Raw genomic sequence first — 21,719 nt, forward strand, 5'->3', positions numbered from 1 at the left:
GCGCACGGGCTACGCGGTGACCGCCTCGGACAACCGGTACCGGATGGGCAGCCGCTTGAGGCCGCTGACGAAGGTGCTGTGCACGCCCTCGACGCTGCCGGCCAGCTCGACCTGCTCCAGCCGGGGCACCAGCTCGGCGAAGAGGGCCTGCGTCTCCATCCGGGCCAGCTGCGCGCCAAGGCAGAAGTGCACCCCGGCACCGAAGGCGACGTGCCGGTTGGGCTTGCGGGTCACGTCGAACTCGTCGGGCCGGTCGAACTCGGTCTCGTCGCGGTTGCCCGACGGGTAGAGCAGCAGCAGCTGCTCGCCCTCCTTGATGGTGGTGCCGCCGATGTCGTAGTCGCGGGTGGCGGTGCGCATGAACTCCTTCACCGGGGTCACCCAGCGGATGATCTCGTCGACCGCGCTCGGCAGCAGGCTCGGGTCGGCCTTGAGCTTGGCCAGCTGCTCCGGGTTCTGGACCAGCGCGTGCATGCCGCCGGCGATCGTCGAGCTGGTGGTGTCGTGCCCGGCGGTCGCGATGATCACGAAGTAGGACGCGGCGTCCAGGTCGTTGAGGTGCTCGCCGTCGATGCGGGCGTTCGCGATGGCCGAGGCGAGGTCCTCGGTCGGGGTCTCCCGCCGGTCGTTGATCAGCCGCTGGAAGTAGGCGAAGAAGTCCAGGACCACGGCCATCTGCTCCTCGGGGCTCTCGCCGCGGCGCCGCTCCGGGTCGTCCCCGCCGAAGATCTCCTGGGTCAGCTGCAGCATCCGGCCGAAGTCGCTCTCCGGCAGCCCGAGCAGCGAGAGGATGACGGACAGCGGGTAGTGCACCGCCACGTCGGCGACGAAGTCGCACTCGCCGCCGCGCTCGACCATCAGGTCCACGTAGCGGCGGGCCAGCCGGTTGACGTTGTCCTGCATGGTCCGCAGCGTCTTGGGCCGGAACCAGTCCGCCGCGATCGGCCGCAGGGCCTTGTGGTCCGGGTCATCGATGTGGATCAGGGTGCGCAGCATCTGACCCTGCTCGGCCTGCCGCTGATCCTCGACGGCGGGCACCAGCAACGGGCGCGGGTGGTTGTGGAACACCTCGTGGTTCTTCTCCACCTCGAGGATGTCCGCCCGCCGGGTGATCACCCAGAACGGGTTGTAGTCCGGCCGCCCGTCCACCCAGTGCACCGGCGACTCCCGGCGCAGCAGTGCCGCCGCCTCGTGCAGCCGGTGTTCCTCCGCGTAGGCACTCGGGTCGACCACCGTCAACCCGGCCTGCTCAACCGACATGGTCATGTTCAGCTCCCATTCACCGGCTGCACTGCCGGAGTGGAACATACCTGAAGGTATGGTTCGTCGAAAGTGGCTCGGTCAGGTCCGGGGCAGATCCAGCGTGGCGTTCTGATCCTCGAGCATGGCGCGCAGGCCCTCCACGTCCACCGGGTACTCCCGCTGCTGGGTGCCCACCAGGATGGCGATCGCGGTCCTGGCCCGCAGCCGGGCTCGGTCCTCGGCAAGCCCGAACAGCTGCAGCGACTCGGTCAGGTGCCGCTCACGTTCCTGGTCGACCCGCTCCACCACCGCCCGGACCTCGGCATTGCTGCGCCCCCAGGCGCGCAGCGCCGCCTCCGCCTCGTGCGGCAGCCCGGCCGCGATGTTCAACAGCAGCTTGAACCGGGTCAGTGGCTCCGGCTCGGCCGCCGACGCGGCGATCAGCCGCCGGCTGCGCTCCTCCTCCCAGAACCCGAGCAGGGCGGTCACGAGCTCGGGCATGCCGGAGAAGTGGTGGTAGAACGATCCCTTGGTGACGCCCAGCCGGGAGCAGAGCTCCGACACGGTCAGGCCCTCACTGCCTGCTTCGGCAAGCACCTCCAGCGCGGACTCCAGATAGCCCGCTCGGTTCGCCCTCGCCATCGACTCCCGCCCGTCGTCGCTGGGCGGAGGGTAGCGGCCGTGGCAGGCTGCCGGTATGACACCGGGGATCCAGACGGTGATGCGCGCACTGGAGCGCGCCTGGGACGAGCACACCGGCGCACTCTGGGACCGCCGGGACGTGCCGGCCGCGCTGGCCGGGCTGACCGACGACGTCGAGGTGCGGCACCTGCCCACCGGGGTCGGCGGAGTCGGCCTGGCCGAGGTCGGGGCGTGCTACGCCACCGAGCTCGTGCCGCACCTGCCCGAGACCCTGCGGCGGTCCAGGGTCAGCCGGACCGTCGACCAGTTCCGCCTGGTGCAGGAGTCGGTGTGGTCGCTGCGGCACGACCGGCCGATGCCCTGGCTCGCGCCGGGGCGGGCGGCCACCGGCGCGGACGTGGCGCTGCTCGTGGTGGAGATCGCCCGGTTCCGGCAGGGCCGGATCGCCGGCCGGCGGCTGCTCTGGGACCAGGCCGAACTGCTCGCCCAGCTGGACCGGGCCGGCCGCTGACCCACCGCGCCTGACCCACCGCGCCTGACCCGCAGCGCCTGACCCACCGCGCCTGACCCACAGCGACTGACCAACCGCGCCTGACCCACCGCGCCTGACCCACCGCGCCTGACCGGGCCCGGCGGCGTGAGATACCCCGCATCGCGGCCGGTCAGCTACCTGTCCTCGGCCGGCCGGTGCGAGGCTGCACCGGTGACTCCGGGGGTATTCGCGCTGCTGGTCGGCGCGGGCGTGGCCGCCGGGCTGTCCGGGTCCATCGCGGGCCTGGCTTCGCTGTTCTCCTACCCGGCGCTGCTCGCCGCCGGCCTTCCGGCGACCTCGGCGAACGTCACCAACACCGTGTCACTCGCGGTCGGCAGCGTCAGCTCGATCACCAGCTCCCGACCGGAGCTCGTCGGCCAGGCCGGCACAGCCCGCAAGCTCGGCGCGATCTGCGCGGTGGGCGGCGCGGCCGGCGCCGGCCTACTGCTGCTCACCCCGCCCGGGCTGTTCACCCGGGTCGTGCCGTTCCTGGTCGCCGGCTCCTCGGTGCTGCTGCTGCTCAGCAGGCGCAACCCGGTCCCGCTCGGCACCCCCATGCCCGCCCCTCCCGGGCCACCGAGGCGGCGCCCCGGCGTGCTGGTCGGCGTGCTCGCGGTGTCGGTGTACGGCGGCTACTTCGGCGCGGCGGCCGGGGTGCTGATGCTGGCCCTGCTGGCGACGGTCCTGCCGGAGACGCTGATGCGGGTCAACGCGCTGAAGAACGTCCTGCTCGGGCTCGCCAATGTCATCGCGGCGGTCGGCTTCGCGGTGTTCGGCCCGGTGTCCTGGCTCGCCGTCGTCCCGCTCACCATCGGCCTGCTGCTGGGCTCCTGGTTCGGCCCGCCGGTGGTCCGGCGACTGCCGGCCAACCTGCTGCGGATCGGGATCGCGGTGGCCGGCATCGGGCTGGCGGTCAAGCTCGGACTGGACGCGTACTGACCTGATCGCCGCATTCGGTGACCCAGCGCGACGACGCCGCGGCATCCGGGCGAAGCATGTCCCTGGCGGGTAGTCGGGGCTTGAAGACCGGGCGCCCGCGTCCCTACGGTCGGTATTACCCATGTAAACGGTGGGTATTAGCCACATGACGGGAGGAACCAGATGATGTCACTGCGGGGCACCGACGGCTGCGCCACCAACTGCGGCTGCAGCACGCCGGCCTGATCCGGGACCGGGGGCCGCGGCGGAAGCCGACGACGCCCGCCGCCGAGGCCCCCGACAGCTGAGTACCGGCGCACCCGGGCGTTGACCATGCGTAGCACCGACAAGCACGATGTGCCCATGGCCGCCACCCAGTCCCAGCTCGCCACCTCCCACCTCTCCGCGCGCGGAATGACCGCCAGCGACCAGCTCTCCCGGCACGCCCGCAAGATCGGTGATGAGGTCGCGCTGCGGTTCGACGACTCCGGCCGCACCTACCGTGAGCTGGACGAACGGGTCACCCGGCTGGCCAATGCACTGCGCGAGCGAGGTGTCGGGGTCGGCGACCGGGTCGCGGTGCTCGGGCTGAACTCGATGGAGGTCATCGAGTCCTACCTGGCCTCGGTGCGGCTCGGCGCGATCGGCGTGCCGATCAACTTCCGGCTGGCGCCCCCCGAGGTGGGCTACGCGCTGGCGGACAGCGGCGCGGTCGCCGCCGTGGTCGACTCCACCTTCGCGGGGCTGCTGGCCGCCGCCCGTGAGCACGCGCCGGCGCTGCGCGGCTGCCTGGTCGTCGGCGGCGGCCCGGAGTCCCCCGTCGGCGAGGACTACGAAGCCGCGGTGGCGGCAGCCGGCACCGAGTTCGCCGAGCTGGCGGTGGACGAGCACGCGCCGGCGTTCATCATGTACACCTCGGGCACCACGGGCCGCCCCAAGGGCGCCGTGCTCACCCACTACAACCTGATGCTGCACGCCTTCAGCAGCAGCGTGCACATGGGTGTGAGCAGCGACGACCGGGTTTCCCTCTCCGGCGCTCCGCTGTTCCACATCGCCGGGCTCTCCGGCTACCTGATGAACCTGCAGCCCGGCGGCACCTTCGTACTCACCCGCTCCGGCGGGTTCGACCCGGCGGCCATGGTCGAGCTGTTGGCGCGGGAGCGGGTCACCACCTGCTTCTTCGTGCCCTCGCAGTGGCAGGCGATCTGCGCGGTGCCCGGAATCGGTGACCACGACCTGTCCGCGCTGCGGCGGATCTCCTGGGGTGCCGCGCCGGCCTCGACGGCACTGCTCCGCACGATGATCGAGACGTTCCCCCAGGCGGAGGTGGTGACCGCGTTCGGCCAGACCGAGTGCAGCCCGGTCACCTGCTACCTGCGCGGCGAGGACTCGATCCGCAAGATCGGCTCGATCGGCACTCCGATGCTCAACGTCGAGGTCCGGGTGGTCGACGAGGAGATGAACGACGTCCCCCAGGGTGAGATCGGCGAGATCGTCTACCGGGGCCCGATGGTCATGCGGGAGTACTGGAACAAGCCGGAGGCGACCGCCGAGGCCTTCGCCGGCGGCTGGTTCCACTCCGGCGACCTGGTCCGTGAGGACGAGGACGGTTACTACTACGTGGTCGACCGCAAGAAAGACATGATCATCTCCGGTGGCGAGAACATCTACTGCGCCGAAGTCGAGAACGTGCTCGCCGGACACCCGAAGATCGCCGACGTCGCGCTGATCGGCATCCCGGACCCCCGGTGGGGCGAGACCCCGCTCGCGGTGCTGGTCCCGGCGGACCCGGCCGACCCGCCGACCGCCGAGGAGGTCCAGCTGTTCAGCCGGACCCAGCTGGCCAGCTACAAGTGCCCGAGAGAGATCGCGCTGGTGGCGGAACTGCCGCGCAACGCCAGCGGCAAGGTGCTCAAGACCGAGCTCCGTACCGCATACGCCGCGGACGGGCTAGTCTCCGCACCTGCTGTGTGACTTACCCGGGTTCTGCACCGCTCCAGAGATAGAGAACGCCGAGTTTTCAAGTAAAGTACGGTTATGAGCTCCAGAAGCGACGTAGTGAACCCAGCGAGGGGCTCGACGGTGATGTTGTCCATGGTGCGTGAGGCGGCCGACGGCGATCCCGACGTCGATCCCGATGTCGACGGGATGGCGGGCGCGCCCGGCGAGCTCATGGACGACGCCGGCGAGTCCGGCAAGCTCATCGACGAGGCCGGCGAGCCTCTCGACGCGTGCATCGACGACGGGTCGGCCAGCTCCGACCACCGCCGGGGTCCACGCCGCCGGGGTGACGCGCTCACCGCGGCGATCTTCGACGCGACCCTCACCGAGCTCGCCGACGTCGGCTATGCCGAGCTGACCATGGAACGGGTGGCCAGCCGCGCGCGAGCCAGCAAGGGGTCCCTGTACCGCCGGTGGTCCAACCGCGCCGAACTGGTCGTGGACGCCATGCACCACGCGCGCCCGCACTACATCGAGCCACCGGACACCGGCCGGGTCAGGGACGACCTGCTGGGCTACCTGCGGGCGGTCGCCGACCTGCTCAACGGGGCCGACGGTGAAGCCGCCCGAGGGTTGATGGTCGAATCCGTGCGGGATCCCGAGTTGATGGCGGTAGTGCGCATCCGGTTCATCGATCCGGGTATCGCGATGGTGCTGGACGTACTGCGGCGCGGCGCGGTGCGCGGCGAGGTCCGGCCGACCGCACTCACCCACCGGATCGCCAGCGTGGGGCCCGGGCTGATCCGCCAGCAGTACATGGTCTACGGCGCGCCGATTCCCGATGACGTGGTACTGGAACTGGTCGACGAGGTCCTGATGCCGCTCATCTCCACCTGAATTCGCGAATCTGGGTTCCGCGGCACCCAGTCGAACTGGTACCCATCCGAAGCAACAAATGACGACACGCCGGATGTTGCTGCTGTGACGGGTGATACGCGTGCGACCATGCGCGTCGAATGCGCCAGCTAACTCCCACGCACGATTGTGTGCGATGCGGTCGGGAATATAAGGTACGGTGCGTTTACTAAGAACTTCGCCGGGGGGAATGGACCGTCGGCGCCGCACGTCGATCTTGGAGGCCAGGGTGGAAGGCCCGGACGCTGCATCAAACACGACCACGCGGGACAAGCTCGACGGGTCCGGAGCGGCGGCCAACGGGACCGCACCGACGGCCAACGGCACCGCACCGGCGGCCGCCCCCGCACCGGCTCCCGAGGCCGAGCCGGCCGCCCCCGGCAAGCGCAAGATGAAGCATTCCACCCGGGTCGGGCTGACCATCATCGTGATCCTCGCGGTGCTGGCGGCGCTGGGCTTCGGTGCTGCCTACTTCCTGTACTCGCGCAACTTCGTCAGCACCGACAACGCGCAGGTCGACGGAGACAAGGTGCAGATCAACGCTCCCGCCACCGGCACCCTGGTCGACTGGGAGGGCACCCAGGGCACCGTGGTGCGCCGCGACATGGTGGTCGGCCGGGTCAAGATGGGCAGCAGCGGCGCGCAGCCCCAGATGACCATCAAGTCCCCCGGCAACGGCAGCATCGCGGTCAACAACGCCGTCGAAGGACAGTGGGTCACCGCCGGCACCCAGCTGGCCACCGCCTACGACTTCAACAAGATCTACGTGACCGCCCGGGTCGACGAGACCGACGTCGCCGACATCCACCCCGGCGCCCAGGTCGACGTCGACGTCGACGCCTTCTCCGGCACCCCGGTCACCGGCATCGTCTCGGAGATCCAGGGCGCGGCGGCGAACCAGTTCTCGCTGTTCCCCGAATCCAACAGCACCGGCAACTTCCAGAAGGTCACCCAGGTGATCGCGGTACGCGTCGCATTCACCAACACCAGCGGACTCGCCCTGGTACCCGGCATGAACGTCACGGTGCACATCCACAAGAACTGAACGGACACACGCGAGCTGATGGCCCGCTCCCCTCGGGGTGCGGGCCATCGGCGTGTCGAACAGTCTGGCATTCCGCCGGTCGCCTGCCGGCGGAGCGTCAGCTGCCGTTCTGACTGTGCCAGCGCGCGACATCGCGGATCGTGCGCACCAGCACCGGCTCGACCTCGTGCTTGGCCACGAACGCGGCCGCGCCGGCCACCCAGGCCCGGGCCCGCGTCTCGATGTCGTCATGCAGGCTCAGGATCACCACCGGCAGCGCCGGGCGCAGCGCGTGCACCACGGCGGTGGCGTCGACCCCGTCCAGCCCGGGCATCTCCACGTCCATCAGGATGACGTCGGGCAGCAGCGATTCGATGAGGCCGCCCACGTCAGCGCCGCTCGCCGCCTCGCCGACCACCATCAGGTCGGGCTCGAGGGCCAGCCACATCCGCAGGCCGCGAAGGACCGCCGGCTGGTCATCGACCAAAAGCAGCCGAATCCTCCGAAAGGCCTCCACACACCTAGACTCAAGCAGCCGGCCGGGTTGAACACACCGGGCGTGCGGCCGACCGGGCACCGGCCTTCGGCCGAGGTGAGATCGGCCAAGAGACGGAGGTGGCGGTGCCGGTTCGGGTGCTCATCGTCGACGACCACAGCGTGGTTCGGCAGGGCTTGCGGATGTTTCTGAAGCTCGACGCCGAGCTCGAGGTGGTCGGTGAGGCCGCGAACGGTGCCGAGGCGATCCAGATGGCCCGCGCGCTGACCCCCGACGTGGTGCTGATGGACCTGCTGATGCCGGGCACCGATGGGATCGCCGCGACCCAGCGCATTCGCGCGGAGGTACCGAACACCGAGGTGCTGGCGCTGACCAGCGTCCTGGAGGACGCCTCCGTGGTGGGCGCGGTGCAGGCCGGCGCGATCGGCTACCTGCTCAAGGACACCCAGGCCGAGCAGCTCTGCAAGGCGATCAAGGCCGCCGCAAAGGGACAGGTCCAGCTGGCCCCCGAGGCGGCCGCCCGGTTGGTCCGCGAGGTCCGCGCCCCGGACAACCCCGAGTCGCTGACCGGGCGAGAGACCGAGGTGCTGCGCGCGCTGGCCACCGGGCTGACCAATCGCGAGATCGGCCGCGCCCTCAACATCGGCGAGCGCACGGTCAAGACCCACGTCAGCCACCTGCTGAGCAAGCTGGGCCTGCAGAGCCGGACCCAGGCGGCGCTGTACGCGGTGCGGATCGGCCTGGTGTCGGAATCCAAGCTCAGCGGCAACACATGAGTACCCGCGAACCGGTTCCCGGACCGACCCCGGAGACCACGCCCGACCCGCGACCGGCGCAATCGAAGGTCAACACCGACGACCTGCTGGACCGCGGCGAGCTGCTGAGGGTGATGTTCGACCGTGCGCCGGTCGGTGTGGCGGTGTACGACCCCGACCTGATCCTGCGCAAGTTCAACGACCAGTTCGCCCAGCTCGTCGAACGGCACGGCGCCGCCACGGCCGGCCCGGTGGAGACCGGGCGCAGCCTGTTCAGCTACTTCCCCGGCGCCGAGGACCGGTTCTGGGCACTGGCCAAGGTGGTGCTGGCCGGCGAGACCCGCTTCTACCGCAGCGTGCCGCACCAGCTCGACGAGGACATGCTGTCGCACTGGGACCTGGTGCTCTCACCGCTGCGCCGGGGCGACGAGGTCATCGGCATCGTGCAGGTCGCGATCGACGCGACCGAGCGCACCGAGGCCGAGGAGCAGTTGCAGCGCAGCGAACGCCGCTTCCGGTCCATCCTGCTCAACTCCTCCGACGTCACCGTGGTGATCGACGCCGCCGGCGTGCTGCGGTACGCCGCCCCGTCACTGCGCCGGCTGCTCGACCTGCCACCGGAGCGGGCCGTCGGTGCGGACGTGACGATGCCGGTGCATCCGGACGACCTGGGCGCGCTCCAGGACGCGATCGCCCGGATCGCCACCGACCCGGCCGATGCCGCCCCCTTCCGCAGCCGGCTCTGGCACATGGACGGCTCCTGGCACTCCTTCGAGGTGGTGCCGGTGAACCTGCTCGACGACCCGGACGTCGAGGGCATCGTGCTGCACGCCAGGGACATCACCGAGCGGACCGAGGCCGAGGCCGAGCTGCGCCGCCGGGACGCGATCCTGGAGGCGGTCCGGTTCGCCGCGCACCGGTTCCTGGAGTCGCACTCCTCCTGGCGGGTGCACATCCACGAGGTGATGGCCCGGCTCGGCCTGGCCGCCGCGGTGAGCCGGGTGTACATCTTCGAGAACTTCCGGGGCGCGGACGGCACCCAGTGGACCAGCCAGTCGCACGAGTGGGTCGCGCCGGGCATCGAGCCACAGATCGACAACGCCGACCTCGCCGCGATGTCGTTCGAGGACGCCGGCTTCGCCCACGCCGCCCGGCTGCTCTCGTCGGGCGAGGTGATCGCCGGCAGCGTCTCCGACCTCCCGGTCAGCGAGCGCGCGCTGCTGGAGGCGCAGGGCATCCTGTCGATCGTCCTGGTGCCGGTGTTCGTGGAGGGGCGCTGGTGGGGGTTCGTCGGCTTCGACGAGTGCAGCCGGCAACGGGTCTGGTCGGCCACCGAGGTCGACGCCCTGCGCGCGTCCGCCAGCACGTTGAGCGCGGCGGTGCACCGCCAGCGCGCTGAGGACCAGCTCCGCGAGCAGCAGATGCAGTACCGCCAGGTCTTCGAGGCCACCGGGGACGGCCTGGTGATCACCGACCTGGACTGGAAGCTGGTCCGCGCCAACCCGGCCTTCTACCGGATGCACGGGTACCGGCCCGACGAGCTGCTCGGCCGCAAGGCCACCACCTGGATACACCCGGACCACCACCAGGCCCGGTCGGACTACACCGCCGCCATCATCGCCGGTGAGCGACCCCGCTCGCTCGCGGTCGACGTGCGCAAGGACGGCAGCACCTTCCCGGTGCAGGTGCACGGCTCGGCGTTCACCTTCCAGGGCCGCCCGCACATCCTGGGTGTGGTGCGCGACGACACCGAGCGCACCCAGGCGTTCGCGCTGCTCGAGAAGCGCGTGTCGGCGCTGTCCACGGTGGCCGCCAGCCTGACGCTGAACCAGGCGCTGTGCGACACCCTCGAGGTGATCGCCAACTCGGTACTGGGCGCCACCCCGGCGGTCGCCTGCTCGGCGTTCGTGCTGGACCAGGACAGCGGCCAGCCGAGGGTGGTCGCCAGCGCCGGGCTGCCGGCGGGGTACGCCGAGATCGTCGAGCGCTGCTGGGACCACGGGGTGGACCCGTCGCACCAGACCTATCTCACGCACGAGCCGCTGATCATGCACGACGTGGTGCGGCGGAACCTGGAAGACCCCGCCCTCGCCCCCCTGCACGACATGCTCCGCGAGGCCGAGTGGGACACCGTGGCCGTGGTCCCGATGGCGTCCCGCGACCGCGGCTTCGGCTCGGTGAACGCCTACTACCCGAGGGGCGTCGAGCCGTCGCCGGACGACATCGCGTTCCTGCGCGCGGTGGCCGACCAGGGTTCGGTGGCGGTGCAGAACGCCCGGCTGCTCACCGAGGCGCAGAGCAAGGCCGGCCTCGAGGAGCGCCAGCGACTGGCACGCGAGCTGCACGACTCGGTGTCCCAGGCGCTGTACGGCATCGCGCTTGGCGCGCGGACCGCCCGGGCACTGGCCGAGCACAGCCCTGAGCAGCTCGCCGAGCCGCTGGACTACGTGCTGTCACTGGCCGAGGCGGGCATGACCGAGATGCGCTCGCTGATCTTCGAGCTGCGCCCCGAGTCATTGGCCGCCGAGGGGCTGGTCGCCGCGCTGGAGAAACGGGTGGCGGTACTGCGGGCGCGGCACCAGCTGACCGTGAGCGCGGACCTGTGTGCGGAACCGGAGCTGGCGCTGCCGCTCAAGGAGACGCTGTACCGGATCGCCCAGGAGGCGCTGCACAACGCGGTGAAGCACGCGCATGCCGCACACGTCGAGGTGCGCCTGGCGACGACCGGGACGACGGTGGAGCTGGAGATCGGCGACGACGGTCTCGGGTTCGAGCCGGGCGAGCCGAGGCCCGGCCACCTCGGGATGCAGTCGATGCGCGAGCGCGCCGCCGCGCACCGGGGTTCGATCGAGATAGACAGCGAGATCGGCCGGGGCACCACGGTCCGGGCCACGCTGCCACTGCCCCGCTGAGCCAGTCCGGCTGAGCAGTGGCTCGCTCGGTCACTGCCCCCGCTGAGCATGCCCCGCCGAGCCAGTGGCTCAGTGCACCTGCACCTCGTCGCCGAGCTGCAGGGTGTTGTAGAAGGTCTGCGCGTCCGCGTCGCTCAGGTGGACACAGCCCGCGGAGGCACGCCGCACGCTGCCACCGTGGAAGGCGATCCCGCCGTCGGCCCAGAACACCGACCAGAGCATCGGCGCGCCCTGCCCGTTCGGCAGCTTGAACTCCTGGCTCTTGTGGTTCTTGTCCTTCCACTGCACGTGGAACGTGCCGACCGGGGTCTCCTTGCCGGGACCACCGGAGCTCAGCGGGACCGGGCCCAGGGTGACGTTGCCCTGGCCATCGAGCAGCCAGGCCTGCTGCTTGGCCAGGTCGACGCACGCCCGGGCGCTCTCCGTACAGGGCGTGCTCTCGTAGGTGGCCACATCGGGGGCGTCGCTGCCGGAGTTGTCGTCGGACGAGTTGTCGTCGGACGAGCCGCTGTCGGAGGAACCACTGTCGGAGGCGCTCTGGGCTGACGAGTCTCCGTCGGAGTTGTCGTCGGCCATGGCGGGCACCGCAACCGCGATAGCGAGGACGCAGACGATCCCGATCACAGTTGCAACGCGCGCGGAGACCGAGGCCCGCCAGCCACGCGTTCCGAGGTGCCTACCCATTCCCGTCCTTCCCGCCGAATCCAGGCGGATCAACGAGACGACCTGGGAAAGGTGACGAGCTGGGGCTACTCCAAGTACCGACACGCCTCGGAAAGAGGGAATCAATGGGCGGTTCGGGCCCGGTTTCGTGACTTGGAGTGAATATTTCGGTGCGACGGCGCCGCCCGGGTGGCCTATCGCCGAGTGATGATCGAACTCACCGCGAACCACCCGCTCGGCATCCCGCGGGCGGCTCTCAGTTTCTGAAGGAGAGACTGGCCGGGTGCGGATCCTCATACCCGGCGGCTCCGCGTCGCTCCCCAGCAACGATGAGACCGAGGAGTTCCCGGTCACCGTCGAGGCCCCGGAGACCGAGTCGGTCACCGGTCCGAGCGGCGCGCCCGGCCCCGACCCGGCGACCGGCGCGACCGACCCCGAACCGATGGTTGCCCCCGGCCGCGCCTGGCTGCCCAGCCGGACCTGGCTGCCCAGCCGCGCGTGGCTCTCCCGGCGTACCAGCCTTGTCTGGCTGTCCCGGCACACCCGGCCGCTGTCCGGGCGCGCCCGGCTGGTCCTGCGCCTGCTCGCCGCCGCGCTGGTTCTGCTGCTGGTGCTCACCGGCTGGTCGGTGACCGGCGCACTGACCGCGCCCGGCACCGACAGCGTGGCCGCGCGACTTGCCGAGTGGGGCCGCGACCACGGCTTCGACGGCCTGATCACCTGGTTGGAGAAGGAGCAGTACCGGCCGCCGCCCACCGGTGGCGAGCCGGTCGGCGGGATCGCCGCGCCGCCCGGCACCGTTGCGCCCGAGCACATCAGGTCCGCCGGGCCGCGTGGACTGCCCGCGCCGGCCACCATGCGACCGCTGGCGAACGCCCCCGCGCTGCCCGGTGAAGGGGTGTGGCACCCGGTCGCCACGGTGCACGGCCACCCGGCGGTCGAGGTGGCCTCGCTGCGCCCGGACCCCGACCACACCTCGTTCGTCGCCGGCCTGATGTGGCTGGACCCGACGTTCGTCCGTGGCCAACTGCACCCCGGCTTCACCGATCCGGGCGGCAGCTGGAAGGCACCCGACTTCATCACGCCGGCGCTGCAGACGCGGGTCGTCGCCGCGTTCAACGCCGGGTTCCGGCTCAACGCGAGCCGGGGCGGGTACTTCAGCGAGGGCCGCACGGTGCGGCCGCTGCGCGACGGAGCCGCGAGCCTGGTGCTCAACAGCGACGGCACCGCGCAGGTCGGTGCCTGGAACACCGACGTCCGGATGGGGCCCCACGTGGCCAGTGTCCGGCAGAACCTGGTGCTGCTCGTCGACCACGGCGCGGTGAACCCGACCTGTTCCAGCGGCGGCACGGCGGAGTGGGGCAGCACGATCGGCCAGGCCGCGTTCATCCATCGCTCCGCGTTCGGCGTGACCGCCAACGGCGCCGAGGTCTACGTGGGCGGGCCGGCACTGTCCGTGTGCACTCTCGGCAGCCTGCTGAAGGCCGCCGGCGTGGTCAACGGCATGGAGCTGGACATCAACCCGGCCTGGGTCAGCGGCGCCTACTTCCACCGCAACCCGCAGGGCCAGCCGAAGGGGTTCCAGCTCTTCCCCGGTGAGCAGGTCCCGCCGCGGCACTACTTCTCCCCGGCCAGCCGGGACTGGTACGGCTGGTACGCACGCCCCTGAGCGTCCCGGAGCGGGGTCCACACCGGTGGCTAACTCGGGGCACCTGCGCATCTATAGAGTGACCGACCGTGAGTCCTACGCACAGGCGCGCCGATTAGCTCCTCGGCGCCGCCCGCAACCCACTCCAACTGGCGGACGGCCGGCACCCCGGTGCTGGCGCTGGTGCTGCTCGCGCTGATCTGGGGACGGAGCTTGCCGGCCTTGGTGGTGGCGCTGGTGGGCGCGGTGCTCATCGCCGCGGTGCTGGTCGCCGTGCACCACGCCGAGGTGGTCGCGCTGCGGGTCGGCGAGCCGCTCGGTTCACTGATCCTGGCCGTCGCGGTGACGGTGATCGAGGTCGGCCTGATCCTCAGCCTGATGCTCAGCGGCGGGCCGGGGACGGCCACCCTGGCCAGGGACACCGTCTTCGCCGCCGTGATGATCACCGGGAACGGCATCGTCGGGTTGTGCCTGGTCGTCGGTGCGCTGCGGCACGGCGTGGTGTCGTTCAACGCCGAGGGCAGCAGTGGTTCGATGGCCACCGTCGCGGCGCTGGCCACCCTGTGCCTGGTGTTCCCCACGGTCACCACGACGTCGCCGGGGCCGACCTTCTCCGGCCCGCAGCTGGCCTTCGCCGCGGTCGTCTCCCTCGCCCTGTACTCGGTCTACGTGTTCGTGCAGACGGTGCGCCACCGCGATTACTTCCTGCCGGTCATCCCCGACGAGGGCTCCAGAGTCGACACCGGTGACGGCTCCGGTGACGGCTCCGACGGCCCGTCGGACAGCCTGGAGGACTCGCACGAGGCTCCGCCGGCCACCCGGGACGCACTGATCAGCCTGGGTCTGCTCGTGGTCTCCCTGGTCACGGTGGTCGGCCTGGCGAAGTCGGTGTCGCCGGCGATCGAGTCCGGCGTCCGCGCGGCCGGCGCCCCGCTGTCCGTGGTGGGGGTCGCGATCGCGCTGCTCGTGCTGCTGCCGGAGACACTGGCCGCGGTCAGGGCGGCGTCCCGCAACCGGCTGCAGACCAGCTTCAACCTGGCCATGGGCTCGGCGCTGGCCAGCATCGGGCTGACCATCCCGGCGATCGCGGTGGCCACCATCTGGCTGCCCGGTCCGCTGGTGCTGGGCCTGAGCGCGACCGAGATGATCCTGCTCGCGCTGAGCATGCTGGTCGGCACGCTCACCGTGGTGGCCGGGCGCGCCACCGTACTGCAGGGCGCGGTGCACCTGCTGATCTTCGCGTCGTTCCTGTTCATCGCGGTGACCCCATGAGCGCGGCGGAGGCGAGCACGTGACTGAGCGGATGGTTGGGCAGCTGCCCGGTCAGCAGGCTGGGGCGCGCCTGACCGACCTGGCCTACAACTGGTACACCCGCCAGCTCGCCGGCCGCCGCCTCCCCCGGCACATCGGCCTGATCATGGACGGCAACCGGCGGTGGGCCCGGCAGATGGGCATGGCCAACGCGACGCCGAGGTGGCGTTCCTGATGGAGGTCATCGAGGAGGTGGTGGCCGAGCGGCTGATCAAGCCCGAGCCCGCCTGGCAGGTGCAGCTCGCCGGCCTGCTGGACTTGCTGCCGGACTCCACGGCGCGAGCGCTGAAGGACGCCGCCGACGCCACCCGGCACTGCCGCACCGGCGCGCACGTGACGCTGGCGGTGGGCTACGGCGGCCGGCAGGAGATCGTCGAGGCGCTGCCGGCCTTCCGGGAGATCGACTTCCTGCGCGCGCTGCGGAACTTCGCCCGGCGGGCGGCGTAGCGCCGTGCCGCTGTACCGCGAGTTCGAGACCGTCGAGCAGCTGAACGCCGAGTACAACCTCACCGTCGCGACGCCGGACTTCCCGGCCGTGGCGGCCAGCTGGGACCGCCGCAGCGAGGCGACCCGGCAACGGCTGGACCGCCGGCTCGACGTGCCCTACGGCCCCACCCTCGCCGAGACGGTGGACATCTTCCCCGGCTCGCCGCCGGGTGGTCGGCCCGGTCCGGCGGTGCTGTTCGTGCACGGCGGCTACTGGATGCGCACCACCAGCAAGCAGTGGAGCTACCTCGCCGACGGGCTGGTACCGCACGGCATCACCACCGTGGTGGAGAACTACGCGCTGTGCCCCGAGGTGAGCGTCACCGAGATCGTGCGCCAGCACCGGGCCGCGTTCGCCTGGCTGTGGCATCACGCCGACGAGCTCGGCATCGACCGGGACAACATCGTGCTCGCCGGGCACTCCGCCGGCGGGCACGCGGTGGCCGCACTGCTCGGTACCGACTGGGCCGGCCGGTACGGGCTGCCGGCGCAGCCGTTCCGCGCCGCCATCCCGATCAGCGGCCTGTTCGACCTGCGGCCGCTGCCCTACACCTACCTCGCCCCGTACCTGCAGCTCACCGCCTCCGAGGCGGCCGCGTTGAGCCCCGAGCTCCACCTGCCCGCACAGCTGCCGCCGACGCTGGCCGCGGTCGGTACCGGCGAGACGGCCGAGCTGCGGCGCCAGTCGAGGGACTGGGCGGCGGCCTGCCGGGAGAACGGGCTGCCGGTGGAGTTCACCCCGCTGCCCGGCCACCATTTCAGCGTGCTCGACGCGCTCGCCGACCCGGACGGCGTACTGGCCCGCGCGGTGCTCGAGTTCGTCGGCGGGCCGCGCGCGAGCCGCACGTGAGGCCGGCCGGCGTGACCCACGCCACGGACGTTGAAACACCGAGGGCGCACGCGTAGCTTCGAAAAAACAAGCGATGGAGGCCGGGTGCGCGCGTTCTACGGCAACGGCGGCTGCGCCTACCGGCGGCACGTGGACCTGTTGCGGGTGGCCAGCGCGGCCTGTCCGGGCTGAGCCCGTCCCCCACCCCCCCACCCCCTCGTCCCCACTCGCCAGGACACTAGGTGCCGCATGAAGTTCCTCATCCTGACGCTGATCTCGAACGGGCCCGACCCGGTCACCGGGCGCACCCCGTCACCGCACGAGCGGTTCCGCCGGGTCGTCGACCACGCGGTGCTGGCCGAGGAGCTCGGCTTCGACGGGTACGCCGTGGGCGAGCGCCACGAGCGGCCGTTCTTCTCCTCGGCGCCGCCGGTGGTGCTGAGCCACCTGGCCGCGCGCACCGAGCGGATCCGGCTGTTCACCGGGGTGACCACGCTGAGCCTGCTGGACCCGGTGCGCGCCTTCGAGGACTACGCCACGCTGGACCACCTCGCCGACGGCCGCCTCGAGCTGATCATCGGCAAGGGCAACGGGTCCGCCCAGGCCGAGCTGTTCCACGTCACCACCGAGGACCAGTGGGACCGCAACCGGGAGAGCTACGAGCTGTTCCGCCGGCTCTGGCGCGAGCAGCGGGTGACCTGGTCGGGACAGTTCCGCCCGTCGCTGACCGACGCCGAGGTCTGGCCGAGGCCGCTGCAGCAACCGATCCGGGTCTGGCACGGCAGCGCCACGAGCCGTGACTCGGTGGAGCTGGCCGCCCGCTACGGCGACCCGCTGTTCTCGGCGAACGTGACCAACCCGGTCGAGCCCTACGCCGAGCTGGTGCGCTACTACCGGGAGCGCTGGGTGCACCACGGCCACGACCCGGCCGACGCGCTGGTGGGTGCCGGTACCGCGGGCTTCTTCGTGGCGCGCAACTCGCAGGACGCGCTGGCGGCGTTCCGCCCGCTGTACGAGGCGCGGCTGCGGATGTTCAGCAGGCTCGGCATGCCGGTGGTGTTCCCGACCCTGGAGGACTTCGTCGAGCGCAGCTCCGCGCTGATCGGCAGCCCGGCGCAGGTCATCGACAAGGTGCAGCGCTACCACGCTGAGCTCGGCCACGAGGTGACCCATCTGCACGCCGACGGCGACGGGCTGACCCCGGCCGAGCACCGGGAGTCGCTGGAGCTGTTCCAGAGCGAGGTCGCGCCGACCCTGCGCGCGGCCATCCCGAGCCGCCCGCTCGCCACCTCGGTCCCGCTGCAGGGCCCGCCGTCCACCCCGTCCTCGGCCGCCGAGCGCGCCCAGCTCACCGAGGCCCGCCAACCAGCCTGAGCCGGCGCCGCTCTACGACGGCGGCATGGTCGGCTCGAAGGCCACGCACTCCTTCGAGCCGATCGAGCAGGCCGCCGAACTCGCCAAGGAACTCATCGACGCGGCGCTCACGAGGGAGCCGCTCACGGCCGAACCACTCACGGCCGAGCTGTCAACCGGGCCGTGAACTCCAGCCGTGAACTCCAGCCGTGAACCGCGCCGGGATCAGCGGCGGGACCGGTGCCGAGATCAGTGCCGCCCGGCTCCGCCGCCCTTGCCGCCGCGGAACCGGTCCATGAGCTGCTTCGCCTTCGCCCGGTTGCGCGGGTCGCGGGCGTAGGTCTTGGCCTGTTCGGTGATCCTGCGCCCCTGCGGACTCTTCAGGAACTCGCCGAGCTTGCTGAACGGGCTGGCCATCTCTGCTTCCTCCGAATTGCTGAGAACGTACTCAGTCAACTCGGCGGGAGCCGCCGGAGTTCCCCGCCGCCCGGACGACGGTCAGGTGCGGGGCAGGCCGGGCGGGTTGACCTGCGAGCTGGGCACCGCCTCGTTGCTCAGGTTCCAGCGCTGCAGCACCTGGGCGTACGCTCCGTTCTTGATCACCGCGTTCAGCGCGTCGTTGAGCGGCTTGACCAGGCCGTTGTCCTTCTTGGTCATGGCCGCGATGTCGGCGGTGATGTCGCCGCCGCCGCTGATCTGGCCGACGATCTTGGTCTCCCCCTTGACGCCGTGCGAGCTGACGGTCATGGCAGGCGGAGTTCCTTCTCGAACGGGTGCTTCCCGATCTGCTCCGGCGGCAGCTCCGGGTCGTACAGCGGGGTGTAGCCGGTGGCCAGGTACAGGCCCTTCGCCTCGGGCTGGCGGGGCCCGGTGGTGAGGTAGATCCGTCGGTAGCCGCGCACGGTGATCTCCCGCTCCAGCTCGTCGAGCACCCGCCGGGCCAGGCCGCGCCGCCGGTGCGCGGAGTGCGTCCAGATCCGCTTCAGCTCGGCGGTCACCTCGTCGTAGCGGCGGAACGCGCCGCCGGCCACCGGCTCACCGCCGGACAGCAACAGCACCAGGCCACCGTCCGGCGGGCCGAACTCGGTGGGCCGGGAGCGCATCTCCTCGCCGATGTCGCCGAGGGTGTGCCGGTACCGCGTCCAGTACTCGTGCGCGAGCTCGGTGAGCATCGGCACGACCAACGGATCCCGTTCGAGGTAATCCCGAGTCGGGCGCAAAGTCAAGCGCGCCGGTTAGGTATCCGGTCGCGCAGTGACGGCCGCCACGCGCGTTGAAACCGTCGGGGCGCGGGCGTAGCTTCGGAAAGAGGCTCGTCCAGAGCGGCCGTCCGGAGCGGCACAGATGGAGGTCACCGTGAGCGGCACCAAGCCGGTCACCCCGCTCGTCTCGCGCCGGCACGTCGACCTGTGCCGTACCGCCTCCGCCGTCTGACCCTTCCGTGCACCCGCACCGGCCCGGCATTCGCCGTGTCGCCCGCTGTGCCCGCGGAAGGACCCTCCCGTGCCCACTCCCCTGCATCTCGCGCTCGAGATCGACGGCGACGGCGCCCACCCGGCTGCCTGGCGCCGCGCCGCCCACCCGCCCGAGGCACTACTGACCCCACACCGGGTCCGCGCCGTCGCGGCCATCGCGGAGAACGCCGGCTTCACCCTGGTCACCCTGGACGACGAGGCACTGCCGCCGGGCCGGGCACCCGACCCGGTCGGCCGGATCGGCGCGGTGGAACGGGCCGCGTTCATCGCCGCCTCCACCAGCGTGCTCGGCATCGCCCCGGTGATCTCCACGACGTACGCCGAGCCGTTCCACACCTCGTCCCAACTGGCCTCGCTGGACCACATCTCGATCGGCCGGGCCGGCTGGGTGGTGGCCGAGTCGGCGGCGCCGGAGTCCGCCCGGGCCTGGGGTCGCCCCCTGGTCGACGGCCCCGCGGCGCGGGCCGGCGAGGCCCGTGACTCGGTGCGGGTGACCCGCGAACTGTGGGACTCCTGGGAGGACGACGCGGTGATCCGCGACGTGGCCACCAGCCGCTACCTGGACGCCGACCAGCTGCACTACATCGACTTCACCGGTGAGACGTTCGCCGTGAAGGGCCCCGCCATCGTGCCCCGCCCGCCGCAGGGCCAGCTCGTGGTGTTCGCACCGGACGGGCTGGTGCCGGCCGAGCAGGTGGACGTGGCGTTGGTCGCCGGCCGCGATGTCGACGCCCTGCGCCGCGCGAGCACGGGCACCCCGCTGACCTTCGCCGAGCTGGAGGTCGCGCTGGACACCCCGACCGACACCGCCGCCGAGCGGGTCGCCGACCTGGACCGCCGTGCCGGGTGGCCGGACCGTGGCCGGCTGCGCTACACCGGCGGCGCCGACGGACTGGTCCGGCTGCTCACCGAGCTCGCCCCGGTGGTGGACGGGGTGCGGCTGCACCCGCTGGTGCTGGACGAGGACGTCGCCGTGCTCTCCCGGCTGGTGCTGCCGGCACTGCTGCGCGCCCGCACCATCGCCCGCCCGGTGCCCGGCGCCTCGCTGCGCACCACGTTCGGCCTGCCCCGGCCGACCAATCGCTTCGCCGATCGCCTGACCCCAGCCGGAGACGCCCGATGACCCGCACCGATGCCAACGACGTGCCCTACCCGGACGCCCAGCTGCACTTCGGGGTGTTCTTCCAGGGCGTCAACCACTGGACGATCTGGTCCGACCCGGCCAGCGGCTCGCAGATCGATCCCGCGTCCTACCGCCGGGTGGCGCAGACCGCCGAGCGCGGCCTGTTCGACGCGTTCTTCCTCGGCGAGGGACTGCGGCTCCGCGAGGTCGACGGCAAGATCCACGACCTCGACGTGGCCGGCCGCCCGGACGCGATCACCCAGCTCGCCGCGCTGGCCGCGGTGACCGAGAAGATCGGGCTGGTCAGCACGTCGAACACCACGTTCAACGAGGCGACCGACCTGGCCAGGAGGCTGTCCGGGCTGGACCTGCTGTCGGCCGGGCGCGCCGGCTGGAACGTGGTCACCACGGACAACGCCTGGACCGGCGCGAACTTCCGCCGGGGCGGCTACCTGGACCACGCCGACCGCTACCTCCGGGCCGAGCAGTTCCTCACCGTCGCGCGGGCGCTCTGGGACGGCTGGGCGGACGGCGCGATCGCGGGCTCGACGGATGCGCCGGCCTGGTCCGCGCCCGGTTCGGTGACCCGGGTGCGCGAACACACCGCACAGTTCGACGTGGACCTCGCGCCGACGCTGCCGCGCAGTGCCCAGGGCCACCCGGTGATCTTCCAGGCCGGCGACTCGGCCGAGGGCCGTGACTTCGCCGCGCGCAATGCCGACGTGATCTTCTCCGCGCACGGCACCGAGTTCGACGACGCGCTGGCCTTCGCCGACGACATCCGCAACCGGCTGCGGGCGGCCGGCCGCCCGAGCGACGACCTGCGCATCCTGCCCGGCACCGAGATCATCATCGGGGCCACCGAGGCGGAGGCCGAGGAGAAGCGGCGCTGGATACGGTTCTCGCAGGTCACCCCGGCGACGGCGCTCAACGTGGCCGGGCTGCTGTGGAACCTGGACCTGACCGACCGCGACGCGGACGGCCCGCTGCCGGCGGAAGACCCGGTGATCGCGGAGAACAGCGGTGCGTTCGGTTCCCGCCGGATCGCCGACCCGCGCGAGACGGTGGCGCGGTGGCGGGCGCAGGCCGAGGCCAACCACTGGTCGCTGCGCGAGACGGTGATCGCACTGGGGCCGCAGCGCGGGCACCAGGGCACGCCGGCGGGGTTGGCCGAGAAGTTCCTGCACTTCGCCAGGCACGGCGCGGTCGACGGCTTCAACATCACCCCGTACCTGATCCCGGACGGGCTGGACGACATCGTCAACCTGCTCGTACCGGAGCTGCAGGAGCGCGGTGGCTACCGCACCGAGTACAGCGGCCGCACGCTGCGGGAGCACCTTGGCCTGCGCGAACCGCTCACCCGGCGGGCGACGGCGACCTCCCGCCAGGCCGGCTGAGGGCAGCCACCCCGGGGGCAGAACGAACGGCGGGACCGGAGCTGAGCTCTGGTCCCG

The 21,719-nt window shown here is 71.6% G+C and carries 25 protein-coding genes; 18 read left to right on the top strand and 7 right to left on the bottom strand.

Going from position 1 to position 21,719, the window contains the following annotated elements:
* Positions 1–9: 9 nt before the first annotated feature.
* Positions 10–1,266, bottom strand: coding sequence for a cytochrome P450 (locus ACTXG6_RS38370; protein WP_445184217.1), 1,257 nt, complete (start codon positions 1,264–1,266; stop codon positions 10–12).
* 75 nt (positions 1,267–1,341) lie between these two features.
* Positions 1,342–1,884, bottom strand: coding sequence for a TetR/AcrR family transcriptional regulator (locus ACTXG6_RS38375; protein WP_445184218.1), 543 nt, complete (start codon positions 1,882–1,884; stop codon positions 1,342–1,344).
* Between the two features lie 55 nt (positions 1,885–1,939).
* On the opposite strand from ACTXG6_RS38375, the gene ACTXG6_RS38380 reads away from it, so the two are divergent.
* The 5 genes from ACTXG6_RS38380 (at position 1,940) to ACTXG6_RS38400 (ending at position 7,235) form a co-directional block, all read left to right on the top strand.
* Complete coding sequence (locus ACTXG6_RS38380; protein WP_445184219.1) at positions 1,940–2,395, top strand: hypothetical protein; 456 nt, start codon at positions 1,940–1,942, stop codon at positions 2,393–2,395.
* A 192-nt stretch (positions 2,396–2,587) separates the two neighbouring features.
* On the top strand, positions 2,588–3,355 hold the full coding sequence (locus tag ACTXG6_RS38385) for a sulfite exporter TauE/SafE family protein (protein ID WP_445184220.1): 768 nt from the start codon (positions 2,588–2,590) through the stop codon (positions 3,353–3,355).
* A gap of 312 nt (positions 3,356–3,667) precedes the next feature.
* Positions 3,668–5,308 carry a long-chain-fatty-acid--CoA ligase gene (locus tag ACTXG6_RS38390; protein ID WP_445184221.1) on the top strand — a complete coding sequence of 547 codons (1,641 nt, stop codon included), beginning with the start codon at positions 3,668–3,670 and terminating at the stop codon, positions 5,306–5,308.
* A gap of 63 nt (positions 5,309–5,371) precedes the next feature.
* Positions 5,372–6,172 (top strand): TetR/AcrR family transcriptional regulator, encoded by an 801-nt coding sequence (locus ACTXG6_RS38395; RefSeq protein WP_445184222.1) that lies wholly within the window; start codon positions 5,372–5,374, stop codon positions 6,170–6,172.
* 247 nt (positions 6,173–6,419) lie between these two features.
* On the top strand, positions 6,420–7,235 hold the full coding sequence (locus tag ACTXG6_RS38400; protein WP_445184223.1) for an HlyD family efflux transporter periplasmic adaptor subunit: 816 nt from the start codon (positions 6,420–6,422) through the stop codon (positions 7,233–7,235).
* Positions 7,236–7,332: 97 nt separating this feature from the next.
* On the opposite strand, the gene ACTXG6_RS38405 is transcribed toward ACTXG6_RS38400, so the two are convergent.
* Positions 7,333–7,701 carry a response regulator gene (locus tag ACTXG6_RS38405; RefSeq protein WP_445184224.1) on the bottom strand — a complete coding sequence of 123 codons (369 nt, stop codon included), beginning with the start codon at positions 7,699–7,701 and terminating at the stop codon, positions 7,333–7,335.
* Positions 7,702–7,835: 134 nt separating this feature from the next.
* Here ACTXG6_RS38405 and ACTXG6_RS38410 point away from each other — a divergent pair, with 134 nt between their 5' ends.
* Together ACTXG6_RS38410 and ACTXG6_RS38415 are read left to right on the top strand one after the other, a co-directional pair.
* Positions 7,836–8,486 carry a response regulator gene (locus ACTXG6_RS38410; RefSeq protein ID WP_445184225.1) on the top strand — a complete coding sequence of 217 codons (651 nt, stop codon included), beginning with the start codon at positions 7,836–7,838 and terminating at the stop codon, positions 8,484–8,486.
* Positions 8,483–11,377, top strand: coding sequence for a PAS domain S-box protein (locus tag ACTXG6_RS38415; RefSeq protein WP_445184226.1), 2,895 nt, complete (start codon positions 8,483–8,485; stop codon positions 11,375–11,377). The genes ACTXG6_RS38410 and ACTXG6_RS38415 overlap by 4 nt, the downstream gene beginning before the upstream one ends.
* Before the next feature lie 69 nt (positions 11,378–11,446).
* On the opposite strand, the gene ACTXG6_RS38420 is transcribed toward ACTXG6_RS38415, so the two are convergent.
* On the bottom strand, positions 11,447–11,953 hold the full coding sequence (locus ACTXG6_RS38420; RefSeq protein WP_445184227.1) for a L,D-transpeptidase: 507 nt from the start codon (positions 11,951–11,953) through the stop codon (positions 11,447–11,449).
* Between the two features lie 370 nt (positions 11,954–12,323).
* Here ACTXG6_RS38420 and ACTXG6_RS38425 point away from each other — a divergent pair, with 370 nt between their 5' ends.
* From ACTXG6_RS38425 to ACTXG6_RS38460, 8 genes are all read left to right on the top strand, one after another.
* Positions 12,324–13,709, top strand: a complete 1,386-nt coding sequence (locus ACTXG6_RS38425; protein ID WP_445184228.1) for a hypothetical protein — start codon at positions 12,324–12,326, stop codon at positions 13,707–13,709.
* 150 nt (positions 13,710–13,859) lie between these two features.
* Positions 13,860–14,960 carry a calcium:proton antiporter gene (locus ACTXG6_RS38430; RefSeq protein ID WP_445184229.1) on the top strand — a complete coding sequence of 367 codons (1,101 nt, stop codon included), beginning with the start codon at positions 13,860–13,862 and terminating at the stop codon, positions 14,958–14,960.
* Positions 14,961–14,979: 19 nt separating this feature from the next.
* Positions 14,980–15,174 (top strand): hypothetical protein, encoded by a 195-nt coding sequence (locus ACTXG6_RS38435; protein ID WP_445184230.1) that lies wholly within the window; start codon positions 14,980–14,982, stop codon positions 15,172–15,174.
* A complete protein-coding gene (locus ACTXG6_RS38440) occupies positions 15,174–15,446 on the top strand; it encodes an undecaprenyl diphosphate synthase family protein (RefSeq protein WP_445184231.1) in 273 nt (90 codons plus the stop codon). Before ACTXG6_RS38435 ends, ACTXG6_RS38440 begins: the two co-directional genes overlap by 1 nt.
* Before the next feature lie 4 nt (positions 15,447–15,450).
* Entirely contained in the window at positions 15,451–16,335 is an 885-nt protein-coding gene (locus ACTXG6_RS38445; RefSeq protein ID WP_445184232.1) for an alpha/beta hydrolase, read from the top strand.
* 84 nt (positions 16,336–16,419) lie between these two features.
* On the top strand, positions 16,420–16,506 hold the full coding sequence (locus ACTXG6_RS38450) for a putative leader peptide (RefSeq protein WP_445190220.1): 87 nt from the start codon (positions 16,420–16,422) through the stop codon (positions 16,504–16,506).
* Between the two features lie 57 nt (positions 16,507–16,563).
* Positions 16,564–17,688: an LLM class flavin-dependent oxidoreductase gene (locus ACTXG6_RS38455; protein ID WP_445184233.1), complete on the top strand. Its 1,125-nt coding sequence runs from the start codon at positions 16,564–16,566 to the stop codon at positions 17,686–17,688.
* A 25-nt stretch (positions 17,689–17,713) separates the two neighbouring features.
* Positions 17,714–17,854 carry a hypothetical protein gene (locus ACTXG6_RS38460; RefSeq protein WP_445184234.1) on the top strand — a complete coding sequence of 47 codons (141 nt, stop codon included), beginning with the start codon at positions 17,714–17,716 and terminating at the stop codon, positions 17,852–17,854.
* A gap of 62 nt (positions 17,855–17,916) precedes the next feature.
* Here ACTXG6_RS38460 and ACTXG6_RS38465 read toward each other — a convergent pair whose 3' ends face one another.
* The 3 genes from ACTXG6_RS38465 to ACTXG6_RS38475 form a co-directional block, all read right to left on the bottom strand.
* Positions 17,917–18,084 carry a hypothetical protein gene (locus tag ACTXG6_RS38465; protein WP_445184235.1) on the bottom strand — a complete coding sequence of 56 codons (168 nt, stop codon included), beginning with the start codon at positions 18,082–18,084 and terminating at the stop codon, positions 17,917–17,919.
* A gap of 81 nt (positions 18,085–18,165) precedes the next feature.
* Positions 18,166–18,414 carry a hypothetical protein gene (locus ACTXG6_RS38470; protein WP_445184236.1) on the bottom strand — a complete coding sequence of 83 codons (249 nt, stop codon included), beginning with the start codon at positions 18,412–18,414 and terminating at the stop codon, positions 18,166–18,168.
* Entirely contained in the window at positions 18,411–18,839 is a 429-nt protein-coding gene (locus ACTXG6_RS38475) for a GNAT family N-acetyltransferase (RefSeq protein ID WP_445184237.1), read from the bottom strand. Before ACTXG6_RS38475 ends, ACTXG6_RS38470 begins: the two co-directional genes overlap by 4 nt.
* Before the next feature lie 172 nt (positions 18,840–19,011).
* Between ACTXG6_RS38475 and ACTXG6_RS38480 the strand changes: the two genes are divergently transcribed.
* The 3 genes from ACTXG6_RS38480 to ACTXG6_RS38490 all read left to right on the top strand — a co-directional run bounded on the left by ACTXG6_RS38480 (position 19,012) and on the right by ACTXG6_RS38490 (position 21,662).
* On the top strand, positions 19,012–19,101 hold the full coding sequence (locus tag ACTXG6_RS38480; RefSeq protein WP_445184238.1) for a putative leader peptide: 90 nt from the start codon (positions 19,012–19,014) through the stop codon (positions 19,099–19,101).
* A gap of 69 nt (positions 19,102–19,170) precedes the next feature.
* Positions 19,171–20,265: an LLM class flavin-dependent oxidoreductase gene (locus tag ACTXG6_RS38485; RefSeq protein WP_445184239.1), complete on the top strand. Its 1,095-nt coding sequence runs from the start codon at positions 19,171–19,173 to the stop codon at positions 20,263–20,265.
* Positions 20,262–21,662 carry an NtaA/DmoA family FMN-dependent monooxygenase gene (locus ACTXG6_RS38490; protein WP_445184240.1) on the top strand — a complete coding sequence of 467 codons (1,401 nt, stop codon included), beginning with the start codon at positions 20,262–20,264 and terminating at the stop codon, positions 21,660–21,662. Before ACTXG6_RS38485 ends, ACTXG6_RS38490 begins: the two co-directional genes overlap by 4 nt.
* Positions 21,663–21,719: the final 57 nt, after the last annotated feature.

This window comes from Pseudonocardia sp. Cha107L01 (assembly GCF_052566575.1).